The sequence below is a fragment of the Shewanella sp. SR43-4 genome (genome assembly GCF_014163845.1).
Taxonomy (GTDB): domain Bacteria; phylum Pseudomonadota; class Gammaproteobacteria; order Enterobacterales; family Shewanellaceae; genus Shewanella; species Shewanella vesiculosa.
Map to the genome: position 1 here is coordinate 1 of NZ_JACJEB010000015.1, position 19871 is coordinate 19871.

The following is a 19871-nucleotide window of genomic DNA, read 5'->3' on the forward strand; positions in this document are numbered from 1 at the left end:
GGTTTAATTTGGTTTAATTTGGTTTAATTTGGTTTAATTTAGCCATCCATATAGTTTGCTTATCGAGTCTTAACATTAAGATTAAGTCTAAAAATATAATTAATTCTTATATCAATAACCTAGCTATTTTCATTCTTAACTTTAAGAATATCTCTGCATTAAAAAAACACTATCTATTTGAAAATTATTAACTTTCAAATTTGGCATAAGGGTTGCTATATCCTTATATCAGGTATGGAAGGAACATCTTATGGATATCATTAGCAAATCACATTACGACATATTGCAATTGTCATTAATACGAGGAATACAGCTCAGTGTATTATTGCTGGTTGCCCCCTCTTACGCTGATGATTCCAGTGTTATTGGTTCGCATGTGATGCAAGGTGCTGGTCGAGCAAGTATCAATCAAGCGGCTGGCGATTTTAATATTCAGTCTAACAGTCATGCATTAGGCCAGCGTACATCGATCCAAACGATTAATTACAGTTTATTACCCCAACCAACATCATTATCAGAATCCAATAAACAACTTACTGCAAGAATAGACAGCCAAGCTTTCGCTCAGTTTCAAGGCTTAGCAAGTATTAATCAAGTCAGCGGTGAGCAAAACATACAAGCTAACATCGGCAGCATTGCCATCGATTCGAGCCTAGCAACCATAGTGGGTCAGGGATTGAATGATGAAGCGTTAACTCAAGTGACGAGCCAAATGGCACCGTCATCTTATCAATTATCATACTATCAAGCCGACATCGCGCCAGACAGTTTTTTGGATGCGCAGGGCGTGATGCAGGTAAATCAGATTTCTGGTGACAATAATGTTGCCATTAACCAGTTCTCGTTGCAGTTACCAAGCGGGAATTAATAATCATCGATCGGAGGAATGGAAGATGAAAAAACTCACTCTAGTGCTAAGTATTGCAGCAATAATGAGTAGTTCTGCATATGCAAATGGACCAGGAAATGGACCAGGAAATGGAAATGGAATGAATGATTCAGACAGTAGTGTTGAATTAACTAAAAAAGTAGATGTATCTAAAGACCTTGAATATAAAGGTAAAGTGGCCATTGAAGGCACTATAACTGCTAATGGATTAGGCATGGCTGTAGTTGAAAACGTGCAGGAAACTAGCGCGAATATGGTTGAAAATTACTATCACGATAATGACGCTAAGATATCCGGCAGTGCATTTGAAAATGCCAGTGGTAACATTGGTGTTAACCAAGCAGCAGGTGATTTTAATGCTCAAAGTAATTCTGCTGCGTTAGCCTCTATTGATGCCGGTTTTGCTTTTGGTTCTGGTGATGCTGAAATCTTTAGTACTCAGGTGGGTGGCTTCAATGGTGTGTGGAATGAAGCATCAACTAACACATCAACCATTAATGGCGCGTCATTCATGAATGCCACGGGTAATATTGGTGTCAACGTTGCTGCTGGTAACAATAATATTCAGGCGAATAATATGGCCGCGTCTTCATACAATGGTCGTCTAGGTGAAGCAAGCGTGTCTAATGTGCAAAATACTGGACATAACGGCACGATGAATATTGGGGTTGTTCAGGATAACGTTGAATATGTTGATGTTAATCTAGCGTTAAACGCCAATGGCGGATATGAAGGTACATCAGCACTTAATGATGCTTACTATCCAGAAGTTATTCTTGAAGGTAATGGTTCTCACGATGTCCCACCTGGAACCGTTGTGGGACACATTGACTTTGATACTGAGAATCCAACTGGTGCCGAAGTGATGACCTTTGATGAAGAAGGTGATTTAGCGCTTAATGGTACTGTGAGTGGTCAATTACCTTTCTTCGTGCAAACTGTACTGCAGAAGTCTAATAACTCTTCATTATTAGCTGGAACAGCCTTCCAAAATGCCTCGGGTAATATTGGGGTTAACTTGGCAAGTGGCACAGGTAACTTACAGTCAAACAATTTAGCCTTGACCAGTATTACCGGAGCAGCAGAAATTATCTCTGGTGAATAAAACTAAATTGATCATTATGAATAAGGCAGGGGGGTAAGCCCCCCTGATTCATCTTATGCGCAACATTAGCCAATTGATTATCTCTGTATTGATCATTTTCAGCTTTACTCACTACAATTATGCCGCCGAGATCCCATTAACGGGTGTTGTGCCTGGCATGGGAACTTATACAAAATCTATTCAGAGTATACGTGAGCGAAAATTTGAACATGTTATAGAGCAAAAAACCGACTTTTCGTGCGGTGCGGCTAGTTTAGCTAGTCTGTTGAAATATGCTTATGACCGTCAAGATATTAGTGAACAAAAAGTGTTGATTGGCATGTTAGAGCATGCTGATTTGACTCTGGTTCAAGAGCAAGGATTTTCACTGCTTAATATGAAACGGTATCTGCAATCTCAAGAATTAAGAGGGCGGGGATATAAAATCGGTGAAGCTGAAATATCCTTGCTCAAAATACCTGCCATTGTGTTACTCAATGATGGTGGTTATAGCCATTTTGTGGTGTTTCGTCGCCAGGATGGTGGAAACGTCTATTTAGGCGATCCAGCATTAGGTAATCGGATTATGACAATGGCTGAATTTACTCAAAAGTGGAATGGGGTTGTATTTGTGGTTATTGGGCAAGATTATCGACGCGATAATCCATTACTGCATCCAAGAGCAAAACTAACGTTTAAGACACTCGATCCGCTCTCACCTATGACGGATGCTGAGTTACTTGAATTTGGTTTTTCATATTCAGATATGCTTTAAGGAGGAAGATATGAAACTAAGCATGATGCTATTACTGGCTATCGCAGCACCTGTGATGGCCAGCTCGCCTTCATTGACGGTATTTCAGCACAGCCAAGTTCTGACAGACTTTGAATTGGAATCAATGAAAGGTAAATACACTAATAACGGACAGGATTATTACTTTGGCTTGCAGATGCAAACACAGTTTATTCAAGATAATGGCGTCCAACAGCAAGTGGGAATGCAAATTGAGTTTACTCAAGTCAACAATCAGCCTTCTGTTAATATTACGATCAGTGATCCTAATGCCATTAGTAGTAATAATGGGTTTCAGTTGGATGCTTTAGGGCAAACAGCAGGATTACAACAACGAATTCAAATCGCTGGGAGTGAAAATTTAGCGATAAATGAATTGGATATGGCTCAGGGGCGATTAACACCGCTAGTGCAAGGAATTAATGTTACCGTCGGTACAACGCTTGTAAGCAACAATGGCAATACCACGTTTTCAGCTAATGGTAACACAGTTGGCTATCAGGTCGAACTGGCTTCGGGCAGAGCAAGTCAAGGAATTAGCTATCAAAATGGCAATGGACAGTTAGTTCAGAGCATTTTTATTGATGGGCTTAGTCATGGAGTAATAAACCAGTCTACACTAAGATATGAGGGTATGCCTGTTGGACCAATTGAGTCAAATATACTTGGTAGGCAAATCAGTGATTTAACCACACTAGGATTTTAATTCATTTTGTACAAGCCAAGGATGTATTTATGAATAATAAATGGACCTCAGCTGTTGCAGTGATACTGCCAGGAATATTGGCAGTACCTGCGTATTCTGCAGATACAGATCCTCAACCAGCCTTAGAATCAACCTTATCTGAACAAGATATTGCAGTACTTAAACAAAAACTGATTCAGTTGAATCAACAAATTAAATTACAACAACAGACCATTAATCAGATGGCTCAACAGGTGCTCAAACAAGAGGCTTTAAATAGACAAGCCAGCACGAAAGATGTTACCTCAACACAGCAACCAGTCTCTGCATCAACACCGTCATCTTCACCACCATCAGTCGAGCGACAAAAAGCTCAATCAAGCCAGCAAGCTGCAATCGCCAGTGACGCTGCAGAGCGAAAAAAAGCGCCAGACAGAGCAAGAAGTACTGACGATGTATTGCAAGAAGCACATAATGTCTTTTCTCGGAAATTTACCGTAGAGCCCTCATTTACCTATAGTTACTACAGTCGAAAAGATCTTATTCTTAGAGGTTTTTTAGCCCTTGATGCTATTTTTTTGGGTAACTTAAACCTAGACCGTATTCGCACTAATACAACACGATTGGATCTCACCACTCGCTATACGCTAAATGACAACTGGCAATTCGAGCTCAGTTTGCCGTATCTGTATCGTTGGACTCAGTATGATTCGGTGGGTGAAGGCAACTCTAGTCAACGATATGAAACTGCCGACATTAGTGGTGGTCAAATTGGTGATGTCAGTGGCGCGGTTTATTACCGAATAAATGCAGAATCAGTTGATTGGCCTGACTGGGTGTGGAATGTCAGAGTTCGCGCGCCAACGGGAAAAGATCCTTTTGGGATCCCACTCGAAACATCTGATACCGGTAATTTGACGTATCCGACTGAAATGGCAACGGGCTCTGGTGTTTGGGGAGCATCTACAGGGTTTAGTTTAGCAAAAACCTTTGATCCAGCGATTGTATTTTTCAATTTAAATTACGGTGTTAGCTTTACAGAGGCGTTTGATGACCTATCTGGTTCGCCAGGATTAAGCCCTGGTGAAATTGATTTAGGTAATTATCTGGATTATAGCGTGGGATTGGCTTTTGCTGTTTCTGAACGCATGAGTTTGAGTATGAGCTTTAATCAGCGCTTCTACAGTAAAACAAAACAAAGACCAGAAGGTGGAGAATGGGAGAAAATACCTCGTACTGACACCAATACTGCAAGCTTGGGCATTGGGGCTACGTTAGCCTTATCACCTAATTTGTCGATGGTGACATCAATTGGTAGCGGATTAACAGAAGACTCACCAGACTATCAAATTAGTTTGCGATTCCCTTATCGATTTTAGTGTTAGTCACAAAGTTTCGCATTATGCGTCTCTAAAACGAGATAACCTCAAACGGCTAGTTTAGGCCATTTGAGGTTATTTATTCAGTTAATCGCACTGGTGTTGAGGTTAAATTATATCAATAATAATCAAGAGTTGCTGGCGACATATTTTTAAATATATAACTTTAACTCATCATTGAATGTAATGATTCTTGGCTGGTATATCGTTTGGTGAAGAAGTCTAAAAAAGCACTAATGTTACTGGCTAGCTGACGGCGACTTGAATAGACCCCATAGACTTTAAAGGGTTCCATTGGCCATTCTTGTAAAATTGGCACTAAGCTTCCGGTTGCAAGCTCTTGTTTACAACTCGTGTTCGACAGCATAGCAATACCATAATCATCTAACGCTAAACGTTTTACCATGCTGGCGCTGTTCACTCGCACTTTACGTTTAAAGGTCGCCATTATCTTACGGCTGCCTTTTCCTAAAGCCCAAATCGGTGCCGACAAGGTGGTGCCGAGTAAAATACCATTGTGCTGAGTTAATTCTTGTGGCGTGGCAGGGCTACTGAATTTTTTAATGTAACCCGGACTTGCGACCAAAATAGGCTGGCGTTCAAATAATAACCTGGCCACAAGATCTGATGACTGCAGCGGCCCATATTTTATGGCGATATCGTAACCTTCACCGACTAGGCCAACATCGTTGTCGGTGAATTGAATATCCAGTTCTATATTAGGATAAAGTCGCATAAAACTTGAGCATAAATGACCAATGACATCTTGTGAAAATGACACCGGAATGGCGATGCGTAATGCTCCCGAAATATCATTATGGGTGTTTTCTATTGTTGCTTTAGCCGCTTCAATTTCATGACTAATAGAATCACAGTGCTGAAAAAATAATGCTCCAACTTGAGTCAGGCTTAAATTTCGGGTGTCTCGTTGCAGTAACCGCACTCCGAGTTGTTCTTCTAATTGGGCAACTTTACGACTAATGGTTGATTTAGGTTGTCCGATCTCTCGTGCTGCCTGAGAGAATCCTTTTGCTCTAACAACGGCTGCAAACAGCATCATACCGTTCAAATCGGGCATTCAAACCTCACTGTCTCATTTATGGAACAAAGCGTCCAAGCTAGTTTATATGGTAATTTACCTATTAACAAAGTTATATTTACAAGCTAAAAAAAATTTTCAGAGGCTATATAAGCAGAGGATCTAAGGATGACCAGCAAAAAGCAGCCCGCTAACAAGACTCAAGCACTATCGGCTGACCCACTTTTTTTACAAGCTGAACACTTGGCTAAAGACTTTTCATTATTTCCTGCTCATAACAAGCAGAGTTTATCTGAAGAAGTGAAAGGGCTATTAACAGAAGATGCGATTCAATCAAACTTGAAAAGTTTGGCATCTCTAGACGTTGACGGTTACGTCAATAAAGTTATCCAACCAACCTTGGATAAAACCCGCCCAGGTGCGAAGCGTATGATCGCTGACTTGAAAGGCAAGATTATTGCCGAAAGTCACATCGGACCGTTTTATCGTGCTGAAGTGGAACTTAACTTTGGCACCCGTACTCGCCGTATTGGTTTTATCGCGCAGGAACGAACTACCGCCAATGGCGCATGGATGCCAGAGCATCATCTTGCAGCCTGTAAAGCGATTCGCCATTTCGCCGAATTGTCTATGCCTATTGTATATCTTATTGATACTCCTGGTGCTGATGCTGGCGAAATTGCCAATAGTCAAAACCAAGCGCATACCATTTCTAAAGCGATTGCTGAAAGTGCCAATGTTGATGTGCCGACAGTCGGTATTGTGATTGGTGCAGGTTACTCAGGTGGTGCTATTCCATTAGCGGCAGCTAATATTTTATTGTCTGTACGAGACGGCATTTTTAACACTATCCAGCCACAAGGTTTGCAAAGCATTGCGCGTAAGTACAACTTGTCATGGCAGGAATGTGCTAAGTCTGTTGGCGTTTCTCCAGAAGAGTTATATACCGCAGGCTGTATTGACGGCATTATCGATTTCACTCCATCAGATAAAGATGAGCGTCAGCATAATTTCCGTCGTGCGATTATCAGTGCTATTGAAGCAGTTGAACGTGCAGCAATGAATTTTGTGCGTGAATCTACCGATTTGAAAGATCATTACGATCGTAGTTTGCAGCGTTTTTTAGCGCCGTCGGCTAATTTACTGACGCTTGAAAATAATACTCGCTTGTCTGTCGCCAATAACCCGACCATGTACCACAATATTTTTGGTAGTGCATATCGTTATTTACGTTATTTGACCTTGCGTAGCCGTATTCATTCAATCTCACAAGAGCAGTATGGTCGCTTATCAAAAGTGAGCGTGCCAGAAGGTGACTTGTTAGCGCGCATTAAGCAAGAGCAGGAACGCGTGTTCCAAGCGTGGTTAACCAACCCAGATAAGTTAGTTTATGATGAAGAACTGAATAAGCTTTGGGGTACCTTTAGCGCTAAACGTAAAGATATTTCTGCCGAGCGTAACGTCATTACTCGTTTTATTTTGGGTGAACCAAAAGAGAACTATAAAAAAGCGCGTAAAGCGTTATTATTTAACATTGGTTGGTCGTTATACCATCGTTGGAAAAGTAATGCTGCTAACAACTTCAATGGCTTAATTAAACATTTAGAGTCATTGCCTAAGTCTACAACACAAGCGCCGTGGCCTGAGCTTAGCCAACTTACTGTGTTGGATATCGTAGTTAATGACGAATTACGCGCAGACTTTATTTGGCAGTGTCATAACGTGCTTATTTTTAATGCGTTATATGACAATGTTGTAGGTAGCTTGGCGTCAATTTCGAAAGAAGCCATGATGTCAAAAAGCTTATCTCGCGAGTCGGTGGATAAGTTACTGCACAAATCTATTGATAACGCATTATCGACAAGTGACAAAGCTAACGACAAGAGTAAGTTCTATAAGTGGTTAAAATACTTCATGGATCAATCGAATCGTGCAGAATTGTTAACGCGTGTAGAGCAATGGAAGAGTGTCGGTTTCCCTCAGTTAAACGATTCTTTATTTGTTATTTTGACGTACTTCTTCGAACGTTTATTGCCTGAATATTTCGACAGTGAAGACGATCATGACAAATATACCGGCACCATTAACCCTGTGCGTATTGGCCGTCGTAAGGATTTCTGGAACCGCTTAACCATGGGTTACCAAGACTTACTGATCCTAAAAGTGCTTCGTGAAGAGAAAAAACAAGGCAAGATGGCATGGGAAAATATCATCAAACAATTCTTTAATAAGTTTGATGAAATTGATGCCGACAAAATGTCAGCTAACATGCTTAACTTCCCAGGTTTCCGTTTATCGATTGAAGACGCTATTGATAAAAAGATCCGTCCTTGCGGTTTAATTACTGGTCTAGCTGATTTTAATAATAACGGCAGTAAGTTACGTGTTGGTGTTGCGGTTTCAAATACCGCATTCCAAGCCGGTGCATTTGATATGGCCAGTGCTGAAAAATTCAGTTCGCTACTCATCGAATGTGCTAAGCGCAAACTTCCGGTTATTTGTTTCATCAGTTCTGGTGGCATGCAAACCAAAGAAGGCGCGGCGGCATTGTTTTCAATGGCGGTTGTGAATGACCGTATTACACGCTTTATTCGTGATAACGAATTACCGGTATTAATGTTTGGTTTTGGTGATTGTACGGGTGGTGCTCAAGCCAGTTTCGTGACTCATCCGTTAGTACAGACTTACTATTTATCTGGCACCAACATGCCGTTTGCTGGCCAAATGGTGGTACCTGCGTACTTACCATCAACAGCAACACTGTCTAACTATTTGTCTAAAGTGCCAGGTGCCATGACCGGATTAGTTCATAATCCATTTAGTGACACCTTAGACACTCAGTTGTCGGGTATCGATCCACTCATGCCATTACCGACAATGAAGATCGAAGACGTGATCAGTAAAGCATTGTCGACGCTAGTGCCTGAAGTGATTGAGTTAGAGGACGTCATTGTCCAAAATGATCCTCGTGCACTGATGAAGCCTATTCATAAAGTGTTGGTACATGCTCGTGGTTGTACGGCTGTTAAATTGATCCGTAAAGCTCACGACAACAATATTAATGTGGTGTTGGTGGCTTCAGATCCTGACATGACATCTGTTCCAGCAGATATGCTGAAAGATACAGATAAGCTTGTATGTATTGGTGGTAATACTTCAGATGAAAGTTACCTTAATGCCTACTCAGTCTTGAAAGTCGCTGAATATGAAAATGTTGACGCGTTACATCCTGGTATCGGTTTCTTATCAGAAAGTCCGCAGTTTGCAGCATTGTGTGTCAACAATGGGGTTAACTTTGTTGGTCCTAGTGTGCATTCAATGACCACAATGGGTAACAAGTCTAATGCTATCCATACTTCTCAATCGCAAAATGTGCCAGTTGTGCCTGGTAGTCATGGTATTTTGACTAACGCAGAGCAAGCCGTAAACGTAGCATCTGAGATTGGTTATCCTGTGCTGCTAAAAGCGGTACAAGGTGGTGGTGGTAAAGGTATTCAGGTTGTGAAACGTCCTGAAGACATGATTGGTTTGTTCCAAAAAACCGCCACCGAAGCTGCTGCTGCATTTGGCAATGGTGATTTGTATTTAGAAAAATACGTTACCTCATTACGTCATATTGAAGTGCAGTTACTGCGTGACAAGTTTGGTAATACCAAAGTATTGGGTATTCGTGACTGTTCAGTACAGCGCAATAACCAAAAAGTAATCGAAGAATCAGGTTCAACTATGTTGCCTGAAGAGCTGAAGCAACGTGTGATGGAATATACACGTGCGTTAGGCGAAGTAACCGATTATATGGGTGCAGGGACTGTTGAGTTTATCTATAACCTAGATGCTAACGAAGTGTACTTCATGGAAATGAATACACGTCTGCAAGTTGAGCATCCGGTGACAGAAGCAACATCAGGTATCGATATTGTTAGCGCGCAGTTTGATATTGCTGCTGGCCGATCAATTGAGAAGCTTGAGCCTGTTGACCAAGGTTACGCCATGGAAGTGCGCGTAACGGCGGAAAAAGCAGCGCTTGATAGCCATGGTATTCTGCAGCTTATTCCGAATCCAGGTAAAATCACTGAATGTGTATTGCCTCAGCGTGATGATGTTGAAATTATTTCGATTGCCGCTGCTGGCAAAGAAGTATCGCCATACTATGATAGTTTGATCGCCCAGATCATTATACGTGGTACTGACCGTGCCGACGTTGTATCTAAAATGTATGCGTACCTCGATAGCGTAGTGATTAAAGGTATTGCGACTAACATTCCATTGTTAAAGCTTATCCTTAAAGATCCAACCTTCAACGAAGGGGTATATGACACTAACTACTTGCCACGTTTAATGGCTGAGTTAGATATACCTGCACTGATTGCAGAAATGGAAGCGGCAGCAGAAGCGATTGAGGTTGATACTGAATCATTACGTGTTGGTGAAAGTAACGAGCTGAAGGTTATGGCTCAGGGGGCTGGTATTTTCTATACCTCTCCAGCACCGGGTGAAGCTGACTTTGTAAAAGAAGGTGACATTGTTACTGTTGAACAGACATTGGCATTGATGGAAGCAATGAAGATGTTCTCGCAACTGACGTTAGCGGGCTTTAATCGTCAAACGGGTGTGTTATATCCTGAAGACCAACAGTATCGCATTGAACGTATTCTCAATAGCAATGGCCAGCAAGTTTCACAAGGCGACTTACTATTTGTGATATCACCAGTCGAAGCTTAATACCTATAATTGATCAGTAAATGAAATACCCGCCATTTGGCGGGTATTTTTTTGTCATATTTGGGTATGTTGTCATACACTCAATAGCGTATACACTTCTTTTTCGACCATTTTCTTGAGTCATAATGGGTGGAGCATACTATTGAGAAGGTTGAGTTTGCCTGAAATATCTAGCGTGTTATTGGTCATGCTGTTGATATTGATTAATCTGTTCAACACTAAGCATGCCAGCGCTTCTGTGCTCGAAGTGCAGCCTTTAATCGACTCACAAAGCCGTAATATCGTCCGCTATTGTGTTGATCCCGATTGGTTACCTTACGAAGCTATCGTCGATGGTCGTCATACTGGTGTTTCCTCTGACTATTTAGCCTTATTAACAAAGTATACCGGTTTAACTTTTATGTTAGTCCCGACAGCCTCTTGGAGGCAGAGTTTAGAATTACTCAAACAAGGTCGATGTGAGTTAACCCCTATTTTAAATCAAACGCCAAAGCGCGACCAATATCTCTACTTTAGTGAGGTCTTTTTTAAATCGCCAAATGTACTGGTGTCGTTGAAGTCGCAACCCTTTCTACAAGGTTTTGAAAATATAGGCGACCGCTTATTGGCCATCCCCAAAGATTATCGCTTAGTCGAGTACATCCAACAGTATTACCCCAATATCAATACTATATTGACTAATAGTGAGCGCCAAGGGTTGGAAAAAGTCGCGAATGGTGAGGCTGATGTATTTGTTGGATCAATGTTTTCTGTTAATGCATATATTCAACAACAGGGTTTAACCTCGCTTAAAATAGCGGGTTGGGGAGGGCCTGAAGATGAATTACGCATGGGGGTTATTCACGCAAAGCAAGATTTATTGCCACAGATTAATGCAGGATTGGCAAAAATCACCCAAGCCGATCATATTGCAATTTATAAGAAATGGCACAATATTACCGTGATCGAAGACATTGATTATAGCCTAGTGATCCCTGTGCTAACGGCATTAGGGACATTTATTTTATTTCTCCTGTACCGCACAATATCAATCGGTAAGTACAATGTTCATTTAGAGGCAAACAATAAACAGTTACAGCAATTACAATTACAACTTGAGCAAAAAAATAGTGATTTAGACTTTTTGGCTCAACACGATCCACTAACAAAATTGTATAATCGTCAATACTTCAACCAAACATTTCTCGATACTAGACAAGCTCCTACTGAGCAAAATCACCATAATAATATTGGCTTAATCATTATAGATATCGACTTTTTCAAAGCAATAAACGACAAGCATGGACACGCTATTGGTGACAAAATATTGGTCCAGGTTGCCCAAGTGCTGCAAACTTCAGTGAGAGAGCGTGACGTTGTCGCCAGATGGGGCGGTGAAGAGTTTGTCATCGTTTGCCAGCATGTGCAGTTGATCAATGCCCAAGAGCTATGCCAAAGAATTACCGATGAACTCACTCATTTTCATTTTTACAACGATATCAAAGTGACTTGCAGCTACGGGATTGCTCTGCTGGGTGAGGGTGAACCCATAGAGGCGTGCTTTGAACGTGCCGATGCTGCGTTGTTCAAAGCTAAACAGTCAGGACGTAATCAATATTGTAGTGCGTAGATAAAAACCTCATCTTGATTGATGTTTACGCCTCTAAACCAATTCATTATGTAGATTAATAAATGCTTGCTCGATATGGCACAATGTTCAATAGCGACATTATTGGGGGCTAAAAAGGCTAATTTACCCATTTAAGCTAAAATTTAACATTTTAAGGTGAAATAAGCCTAAAGACTAAAAAATAAACTATTATTTTTTAGTCTTTTGTTTTATATGGTATTAATGGCTTTTAATGCGGTTTTTTTTGCTAAAAGTAAATAAATATTGCAACAGCTATTTGCGCCCAGCAAGGTTCCAATTTACAATATGCGCCTTAATAACCTGATGTGCGGTGTGTCGGTTTTTTTTCGCATGCTCCGTCTACTTCTTAAACTAATCATTAAAGTTGAATCATGACCGAATTATCCAAATACAGAAACATTGGTATCTTCGCTCACGTTGACGCGGGTAAAACCACGACCACCGAGCGTATCCTTAAGCTAACCGGTAAGATCCACAAGATCGGTGAAGTACATGATGGTGAATCAACCACTGACTTCATGGAACAGGAAGCTGAGCGCGGTATTACCATTCAGTCAGCAGCAGTAAGCTGTTTCTGGAATGATCACCGTTTCAACGTTATTGATACTCCAGGCCACGTTGACTTCACTGTTGAAGTATATCGTTCGCTTAAAGTACTTGACGGCGGTATCGGTGTATTCTGTGGTTCAGGCGGTGTAGAGCCTCAGTCAGAAACAAACTGGCGTTATGCTAACGATTCTGAAGTTGCGCGTATCATCTTCGTAAACAAGTTAGACCGTATGGGTGCTGACTTCTTACGTGTTGTTAAGCAAACTAAAGACGTTTTAGCAGCTAACCCATTGGTAATGGTTTTACCAATCGGTATTGAAGACGAATTCTGTGGTGTTGTTGACCTACTAACTCGTAAAGCGCACATTTGGGATGATTCTGGTTTACCAGAAAACTTCGAAATTACTGATGTGCCAGCTGACATGGTTGACTTAGTTGAAGAATACCGTGAAATGCTAATCGAAACTGCTCTTGAGCAAGACGATGACCTACTAGAAGCTTATATGGAAGGTGTTCAACCATCTATAGAAGACGTTAAGCGTTGTATCCGTGCGGGTACTCGTACAATGGCTGTGTTCCCAACATATTGTGGTAGCGCATTCAAAAACAAAGGTATGCAGTTATTACTTGATGCCGTTGTTGATTTCTTACCAGATCCAGTTGAAGTTGATCCACAACCGCTAACTGACGAAGAAGGTAACGAAAATGGCGAATTCGCAATCGTTGATGTTGATGCTCCGTTTAAAGCATTAGCGTTCAAGATTATGGATGACCGTTTTGGTGCATTAACATTCGTACGTGTTTATTCTGGCCGTTTGAAAAAGGGTGACACCATCCTTAACTCATTCACTGGTAAATCTGAGCGTGTTGGCCGCATGGTTGAAATGTATGCTAACGAACGTATCGAAATTGAATCAGCCCAAGCCGGTGATATTATCGCTATCGTTGGTATGAAGAACGTGCAAACTGGTCACACTTTATGTGATCCTAAGCACCCTTGTACACTAGAAGCCATGGTATTCCCTGAGCCAGTTATCTCTATCTCTGTAACGCCAAAAGATAAAGGCGGCAGCGAGAAAATGGGTATCGCTATCGGTAAAATGATTGCAGAAGATCCATCTTTCCGTGTAGAGACTGACATTGATTCTGGTGAAACCATCCTTAAAGGTATGGGTGAACTTCACTTAGACATTAAGGTTGATATTCTTAAGCGTACTTACGGCGTTGACCTAATTGTAGGCGAGCCTCAAGTTGCTTACCGTGAAACTATCACTAAAGAAATTGAAGATAGCTACACGCACAAGAAACAGTCTGGTGGTTCTGGTCAGTTTGGTAAAATTGATTACACTATTCGCCCTGGCGAGCAAAACACTGGTTTCACTTTCACTTCTAAAGTGGTTGGTGGTAACGTACCTAAAGAATTCTGGCCTGCTGTTGAGAAAGGTTTCAAGAGCATGATGAACACAGGTACTATCGCAGGTTTCCCTGTGTTAGACGTTGAACTTGTGCTTCAAGACGGTGCTTTCCACGCAGTTGACTCGTCAGCTATCGCGTTCGAAATCGCTGCTAAAGGCGCATTCCGTCAATCTATGCCTAAAGCCGGTGCACAACTTCTTGAGCCTATCATGAACGTTGACGTATTCAGCCCAGATGACAACGTTGGTGACGTAATTGGTGACCTTAACCGTCGTCGCGGTATGATCAAAGATCAAAACGCTGGTGTTACAGGTGTTCGTATTAAAGCTGAAGTACCGTTATCAGAAATGTTCGGTTATATCGGTTCACTACGTACAATGACTTCAGGCCGTGGTCAATTCTCTATGGAATTTGCTCATTACAGCCCGTGTCCAAACAGTGTTTCTGAGAAAGTTGTTGCTCAAGTTAAAGAGCGTAAGGCTGCTGAAGCTAAGAAGTAATTCTAGTTTCGATTTGCCCATAAAAACCGTTGCCTAGGCAGCGGTTTTTTTATGCTTGTTTTATGCTGTTAACAGCACATAAAAACCCTGACAGCATTTACCACATTATTGATGGCCATCTCTACTGAGGGTTAAGAGTGCTTGAGCCGGCGGAGTTAATGGCAGGTTCTCTCGCCATATCAAGGCTAAATCCCAGGTCATGGCAGGTTGCATTGGTTTAAATATCAGTTTGCTACTGGTTAGCCGTTGGCAAATGGGTTCGGGTAAAATTGCGACGCCCAAGTTAGCTTCAACCATTGCCGCTAAAAAATCCCACTGACCCGTTCTAAAAGCAATATTAAGTTGTACACCAACTTTACGGCTTAAACGATTAATTAACTTGGCTAATGAAAAATCTTCGTTGTAAAGAATGAAGGGGTAAGATTCAAAGTCTTGCCAGCGTATTTCCGCTTTGCTATCCAGAGGATGCCCTTCTGGTAAGCAGGCAAGTAAAGGGTATTTAGTTAGCGCTTGGTTCGCTAACTCTATCTTATGCGTTGTAGGCAGCGCCGTGAAGGCAATATCTAGACTGTTGTTCAGCAGTGCTTGCTCACAACCAAATCCGCCATACTCGTTCATTTGTAATTCGATTCCGGGGTATTTTTGTCGATACTCGGTCAACAAAGGCGTGATTAAACTGCTCATCATCGGGCAGACTCCAAGTCGTAATCGTCCAGACTTTAAGCCGCTAAGGTTGCTAATCCCTTCTTGAAGTCGATGCCAGTGACCTAAAATCTCCCGCGCACTTTGTTCAAACAATTGTCCTGCTTGGGTTAATTCTACTGTTTGATTATTTCTTATAAGCAACTGCTCACCAATATTTTCCTCTAAACGTTGAATGGTTTTGGTCAGTGTCGGTTGGGTCATAAAGCACTTTTGTGCCGCACGGGTAAAGTTTTCAGTTTCAACTATGGTGAGAAAAATCTGTAAGCTCTTGATTGGGATGTTCATGCTTAAATGGAATCCACTTCATGGTAATTATTCATTTTACCTATGAACCTTAAAGGATTACTTTGAACTCCTTAGCAAAAACGGAGGAATAACAATGAAATCTACTTCAAGTTTATGGGTTAGCGCATTATGGCAAGCAGCGATGCCAGTAGAGCATGATGAGATTGAATCATCGAAGACATCAAAAGCAACAGCCGTAAACAACGAGCAAGTTGTTCAGCAAAGATCTCAACCAATAATCCCAGCTTAAGCTGGGTTTATTTTTTAACCAGGGATTAGAGTATTACTCTATCAGATGTGAATATTACTGTTTTAACTAGCTCTATATTGTTAGTCAATATTGTCAGTTACGGTTTTATGACCCATGCAGCTAACCAAATGGCAAGATAACTGATATACAACTTATGCAGATAGTAGTGACATTATTTTTGCTATAAATGCTCACAGTATTAGCGATAGCCGGTCAACTCCATATAGCCTTTACCCTTGTGACTGCCGCTAATGGTGATGGGTCCTTCCCAATATGAGGTTGATACCAGCATGTCACTGTTAGGATTTAATGCGTCAGTGGTGACATCAATGCCCTCACTGTCAATCCGAAGATGCCAAGCAATAGGGTGTTTGCCTAATGCAGTTTGTTGCCACTGCGTTGGCTCCATTGAGATGTCACCGGGATTATCTTGGCTGTTGATATTACGCCCACTGCCATCGGCAAACATTCTTCTGCCACTGTAGAAGTGATCCGTATCATCTTGCCCGCGAAGCCTAAACATCATTAGCGTTGAGTCATCATCTAAACGCAGTGAAAACCAGTCCCAACCTTGCTGAGCCTTAGTTAGAAATTGCGAACTCCACTCTCGATCAAGCCAGGCTTTACCAGTTACTTGCTCAGTCACTCCATGGCGGGTTATCTCTCCAGTGACGTCAATAAAAGGCTGACTATAGTAGTAAGATGCCACACTTTTATCGGCGCTTTTACTGCTATAACCTTGCTCACCTTGTAATTGCAGCGGTTGTTGACTACTGAGTTGTAATTGATACTTAAATTGCTCACCTGCGACGGTTAATGTAGCTGGCAATAGTTGTTCTGATTGACTTAACCATTGCCAGTTTTGCAAATGAACCTCAAATGGTTGTGGCTCCACACCTGCAAGTTGAGGATGGCCGCGAGACCATTTTTCGGCGATTAAGTGTTCACTTTTGGTGGTCACTGCGGCATGGGCCATGTAAAGCTGATTAGTTATCCAGTCATTTTCTTTAAGTGTAATCGTACTTGTCTGTGGTCTCAGGCCGATGCGAAATTGAGTCCACTGTACGCCAATGTCTTCACCGGTTGTGGTAGTGAGGTTAGCGGTTAAATACCACCACTCAATTTTAAAGTCATTGTGAGCTAAATGGTCTTGTGGAAATTGTAATACTTTACCTTGAACAACGTCGCTATACCCTTCAGCAGATGTTGATGACATGCTGCTAATGGTTGACTCTTTTACTGCGGTGTCTTGTGCTGGTGAACAAGCCGTTAACGCTAGGCCGATTACAAAAAACGTTAATATAGCCTTACTCTGTGGCATTTTAAAGGCTGCTTTGGGCACTATAGTTGATATGAAAGAGATCATAATGCTTCCTGTTGTAGGCTCGATATGAGTGGTCTTCGAGTCTGCCAATACAAGGGTAAACATACGGCGAATAAACAACTCACTATCGCAATGACCACCACTTGAAAATAAGCCGCCCAATCCCATACCATAGCAATACTCCAGCCAAATGCTTGCAAGGTCACCTTGTGAATTAACAAATAACCCAGTAATGCGCCAGTGGGTAATGCAACCAAGCAGGTCAATAGCACAATGAATAACATTTGCACTAATACCATTATACGTAATTGATTGCGGCTAACACCTAGGGCATACAAGCGTGCTAAGGGGGCTTGCCTTGCTTGTGTTAGCATCATGCAGGCACTGAATAAGCCGATAGCCGCCACCAGTAAGGTCAAACTATTCAGTACCACAGTAATAGAGAATGTTTTATTGAATATGGTAATTGCTTCGGTTTTTATCCGCTGCTGGCTGTACATATAAGCGGAAGACAGATTGATTTTCTGGCTAATGCTATCTTGTAGTGGAGTAATATCGCCTTGGTACGATACTGCTAGGCTAATCGGTTTAGCTGGTAATTGAGATTGTTGCCATAAAGACTGGGTAATAATCGCTTCGCCTTGAGGATTACCATAATCGTAATAAATTCCACCAACGGTTAATGTGTGCTGATTAAGTTGTGATAACTGAATTTTATCGCCGATATCGAGTTGATATTTTATCGATAAGGGTTCACTGATCATCACATAATGGCCTTTGGTGAACTCAGGCCAAAAGTCATCCGCAGTGATTTTAAACACGGTTGTTTCTGTCAACGACAGATGATCGCGACTGACTAGATCGATAGGCACTTGTGTTTGTGGTGTTTCAATCCGATTAAGATTGCTATCGATAGTCCATTGATCATAAATGGCTTCAACTTTGGGATCGTTATTTAATAATAAGATTAAAGCATCTATCTGATTTGGGTTTGGTCTTATGTATAAGTCGGCATGTAAGCGGGCATCGAGCCATTTTTTTAGGGTGATTTCAAAGCTACCGACTAAAGTGTTCATGGCAATGTTGGCGCATAGTGCTAACAACATAGCCATCATGGCCAAGGCAAGCGGGGCAATTATCTCTTTGGTTTCTGCAATCACATATTGCCAAAGTCCTTTAGGCATAAATGGGCTGAGTAAGTTAACCGCCCAATGCAGGCATTGTGGTAATAGCAATGGAATAGCTACTGAGATAATACCCAATAATACCAAGCTATGGCGATACTGCTCGGTAAAGGCAAATCCGACAGTACAAATGAGTAACAGCAACACTGCGATGACAAATTGGCGCCAATGAATAATATTGAATTGTTGGTTTTGTGGCTGTTTTTGGGCCCCTTGGGCTAGTGGTGTTTTGATAAGGCTAATTAGCATTGGGATACAGGCTGCAAATGCCGCAGACAAGGTTAGTATCAATGCTTGTACAAACCATTGCCATTGCCAAATTCCGGGTAATAACTTTGCGCCATAAAGCTGTTCAAGCGTTATCGCAACCATAGGTTGCAACCACTGCGACAACTGTAAGCCACCAATAAAGCCTAATATACAGCCGACAAACACTAAACATATTATTTCAAGGCTTAAGGCAAACATCACAGTACGCCTATCTATACCTTGCTGCATGATTTGCACCAGCAGTTTTTGACGCTTCATTAAACTGTAGCGCACGCCGTTGTAAGCAATAAATAATCCGACCACAAATGCTAGCATGCTCATGGCATCAAGATTAAGGTGAAAGCTCGCCGTGAGGGCGGTAAGCGATTCACCTTCACTGGTTCGAGTGGTGAAAGTTAGCTTACTGGTGTCAATACCTGCTTGAGTTAGGGTGTCGGTTAACCGAGCGATGAGTTGCTCATCTGACTCAGGCGCTGTTGCATTAGGGGCTGCTGGCTTTGAGTCAAATACCGCAATATAACTGAGCTTTCCTTGCATATTCAGTAACGGTTGGGCTAAAGATATATCGGCAAGAATAGCGGTTCCAAGTCCCCAGTTATCATCAATGGCGATGATCTCAACAGGGACCTTATTCAGTACTAAGCGGTCAGTTGTGCGGCTGAGATTGTCAAGGCGATCACGCTGGCTTAGCGACATTAATACCTTGGCTTGGCCGCTGAGCAACTCGGCAAGGGGAATATTGGTTGACGTTATCGCGGCAGAGGAGTGAGAGTCTGTATTTTGCTGTTTGCGGCTGCTGATTGCCGCAATAATATCGCTACTGTTGACGCGCCAAAGCCGGCCTTGTTCATCTGTTGCTATACCTTCAATACTCGCGATGGTGTTGAATCCGCCATTAGCCAATGCAAAGTATACCGACTCATCAATGCTGCTTTCTGTACGGTGGCTAATGGATAAGCGTGCTTGTTGGCTGAGTAGCTCGGAGACATTGCCGTAGCTTTGTTTAGCATTTTCATTGGTGGCATAAACCCCAATAAGCAAAGTCACTGCCAGCATAATGCCCAGTAAAATGGCACTTGCTTGCAGTGGCGCATGACGATAATGACTAACAAATAAGCGCAAACATAATCTTAAGCGACTAATTGATGAGGAGTCGGTCATCATTGT

The 19871-nt window shown here is 41.8% G+C and carries 13 protein-coding genes; 9 read left to right on the forward strand and 4 right to left on the reverse strand.

The window, feature by feature from the left end:
- Positions 1–250 precede the first annotated feature (250 nt).
- Genes H5123_RS15755 through H5123_RS15775 form a run of 5 tightly spaced genes read left to right on the forward strand, consistent with a single transcriptional unit; the run spans position 251 to position 4830 of the window.
- Positions 251–868, forward strand: a complete 618-nt coding sequence (locus H5123_RS15755; protein ID WP_182698586.1) for a hypothetical protein — start codon at positions 251–253, stop codon at positions 866–868.
- Between the two features lie 25 nt (positions 869–893).
- Positions 894–1994 carry a hypothetical protein gene (locus tag H5123_RS15760; RefSeq protein ID WP_182698587.1) on the forward strand — a complete coding sequence of 367 codons (1101 nt, stop codon included), beginning with the start codon at positions 894–896 and terminating at the stop codon, positions 1992–1994.
- A 55-nt stretch (positions 1995–2049) separates the two neighbouring features.
- Complete coding sequence (locus tag H5123_RS15765; protein WP_182698588.1) at positions 2050–2748, forward strand: C39 family peptidase; 699 nt, start codon at positions 2050–2052, stop codon at positions 2746–2748.
- A gap of 10 nt (positions 2749–2758) precedes the next feature.
- Positions 2759–3472 (forward strand): hypothetical protein, encoded by a 714-nt coding sequence (locus H5123_RS15770; protein WP_182698589.1) that lies wholly within the window; start codon positions 2759–2761, stop codon positions 3470–3472.
- 29 nt (positions 3473–3501) lie between these two features.
- The gene (locus H5123_RS15775) at positions 3502–4830 is read left to right on the forward strand and encodes a DUF3187 family protein (protein ID WP_220487666.1); all 1329 of its coding nucleotides are present in this window, start codon (positions 3502–3504) and stop codon (positions 4828–4830) included.
- A 166-nt stretch (positions 4831–4996) separates the two neighbouring features.
- Here H5123_RS15775 and H5123_RS15780 read toward each other — a convergent pair whose 3' ends face one another.
- Positions 4997–5908 (reverse strand): LysR family transcriptional regulator, encoded by a 912-nt coding sequence (locus H5123_RS15780; protein ID WP_124017320.1) that lies wholly within the window; start codon positions 5906–5908, stop codon positions 4997–4999.
- A gap of 129 nt (positions 5909–6037) precedes the next feature.
- On the opposite strand from H5123_RS15780, the gene H5123_RS15785 reads away from it, so the two are divergent.
- The 3 genes from H5123_RS15785 (at position 6038) to fusA (ending at position 14686) form a co-directional block, all read left to right on the forward strand.
- Positions 6038–10591 (forward strand): biotin carboxylase N-terminal domain-containing protein, encoded by a 4554-nt coding sequence (locus H5123_RS15785; protein WP_124017321.1) that lies wholly within the window; start codon positions 6038–6040, stop codon positions 10589–10591.
- A gap of 157 nt (positions 10592–10748) precedes the next feature.
- On the forward strand, positions 10749–12200 hold the full coding sequence (locus H5123_RS15790; RefSeq protein ID WP_259395680.1) for a diguanylate cyclase domain-containing protein: 1452 nt from the start codon (positions 10749–10751) through the stop codon (positions 12198–12200).
- A 392-nt stretch (positions 12201–12592) separates the two neighbouring features.
- Positions 12593–14686, forward strand: coding sequence for an elongation factor G (gene fusA / locus H5123_RS15795; protein WP_124017323.1), 2094 nt, complete (start codon positions 12593–12595; stop codon positions 14684–14686).
- Between the two features lie 105 nt (positions 14687–14791).
- Here fusA and H5123_RS15800 read toward each other — a convergent pair whose 3' ends face one another.
- Positions 14792–15676: a LysR family transcriptional regulator gene (locus H5123_RS15800; protein WP_182698591.1), complete on the reverse strand. Its 885-nt coding sequence runs from the start codon at positions 15674–15676 to the stop codon at positions 14792–14794.
- Between the two features lie 94 nt (positions 15677–15770).
- On the opposite strand from H5123_RS15800, the gene H5123_RS15805 reads away from it, so the two are divergent.
- A complete protein-coding gene (locus tag H5123_RS15805) occupies positions 15771–15926 on the forward strand; it encodes a hypothetical protein (RefSeq protein WP_165870140.1) in 156 nt (51 codons plus the stop codon).
- A 199-nt stretch (positions 15927–16125) separates the two neighbouring features.
- On the opposite strand, the gene H5123_RS15810 is transcribed toward H5123_RS15805, so the two are convergent.
- Positions 16126–17292, reverse strand: a complete 1167-nt coding sequence (locus tag H5123_RS15810; protein ID WP_404948321.1) for a lipocalin-like domain-containing protein — start codon at positions 17290–17292, stop codon at positions 16126–16128.
- A complete protein-coding gene (locus H5123_RS15815; RefSeq protein WP_182698592.1) occupies positions 17289–19868 on the reverse strand; it encodes an ABC transporter permease in 2580 nt (859 codons plus the stop codon). The genes H5123_RS15810 and H5123_RS15815 overlap by 4 nt, the downstream gene beginning before the upstream one ends.
- Positions 19869–19871 lie beyond the last annotated feature (3 nt).

Coding starts and splice junctions, on each gene's coding strand:
- H5123_RS15755 (WP_182698586.1), top strand. CDS start 251: ATGGATATCATTAGCAAATCACATTACGACATATTGCAATTGTCATTA.
- H5123_RS15760 (WP_182698587.1), top strand. CDS start 894: ATGAAAAAACTCACTCTAGTGCTAAGTATTGCAGCAATAATGAGTAGT.
- H5123_RS15765 (WP_182698588.1), top strand. CDS start 2,050: ATGCGCAACATTAGCCAATTGATTATCTCTGTATTGATCATTTTCAGC.
- H5123_RS15770 (WP_182698589.1), top strand. CDS start 2,759: ATGAAACTAAGCATGATGCTATTACTGGCTATCGCAGCACCTGTGATG.
- H5123_RS15775 (WP_220487666.1), top strand. CDS start 3,502: ATGAATAATAAATGGACCTCAGCTGTTGCAGTGATACTGCCAGGAATA.
- H5123_RS15780 (WP_124017320.1), bottom strand. CDS start 5,908: ATGCCCGATTTGAACGGTATGATGCTGTTTGCAGCCGTTGTTAGAGCA.
- H5123_RS15785 (WP_124017321.1), top strand. CDS start 6,038: ATGACCAGCAAAAAGCAGCCCGCTAACAAGACTCAAGCACTATCGGCT.
- fusA (WP_124017323.1), top strand. CDS start 12,593: ATGACCGAATTATCCAAATACAGAAACATTGGTATCTTCGCTCACGTT.
- H5123_RS15800 (WP_182698591.1), bottom strand. CDS start 15,676: ATGAACATCCCAATCAAGAGCTTACAGATTTTTCTCACCATAGTTGAA.
- H5123_RS15805 (WP_165870140.1), top strand. CDS start 15,771: ATGAAATCTACTTCAAGTTTATGGGTTAGCGCATTATGGCAAGCAGCG.
- H5123_RS15810 (WP_404948321.1), bottom strand. CDS start 17,292: ATGATCTCTTTCATATCAACTATAGTGCCCAAAGCAGCCTTTAAAATG.
- H5123_RS15815 (WP_182698592.1), bottom strand. CDS start 19,868: ATGATGACCGACTCCTCATCAATTAGTCGCTTAAGATTATGTTTGCGC.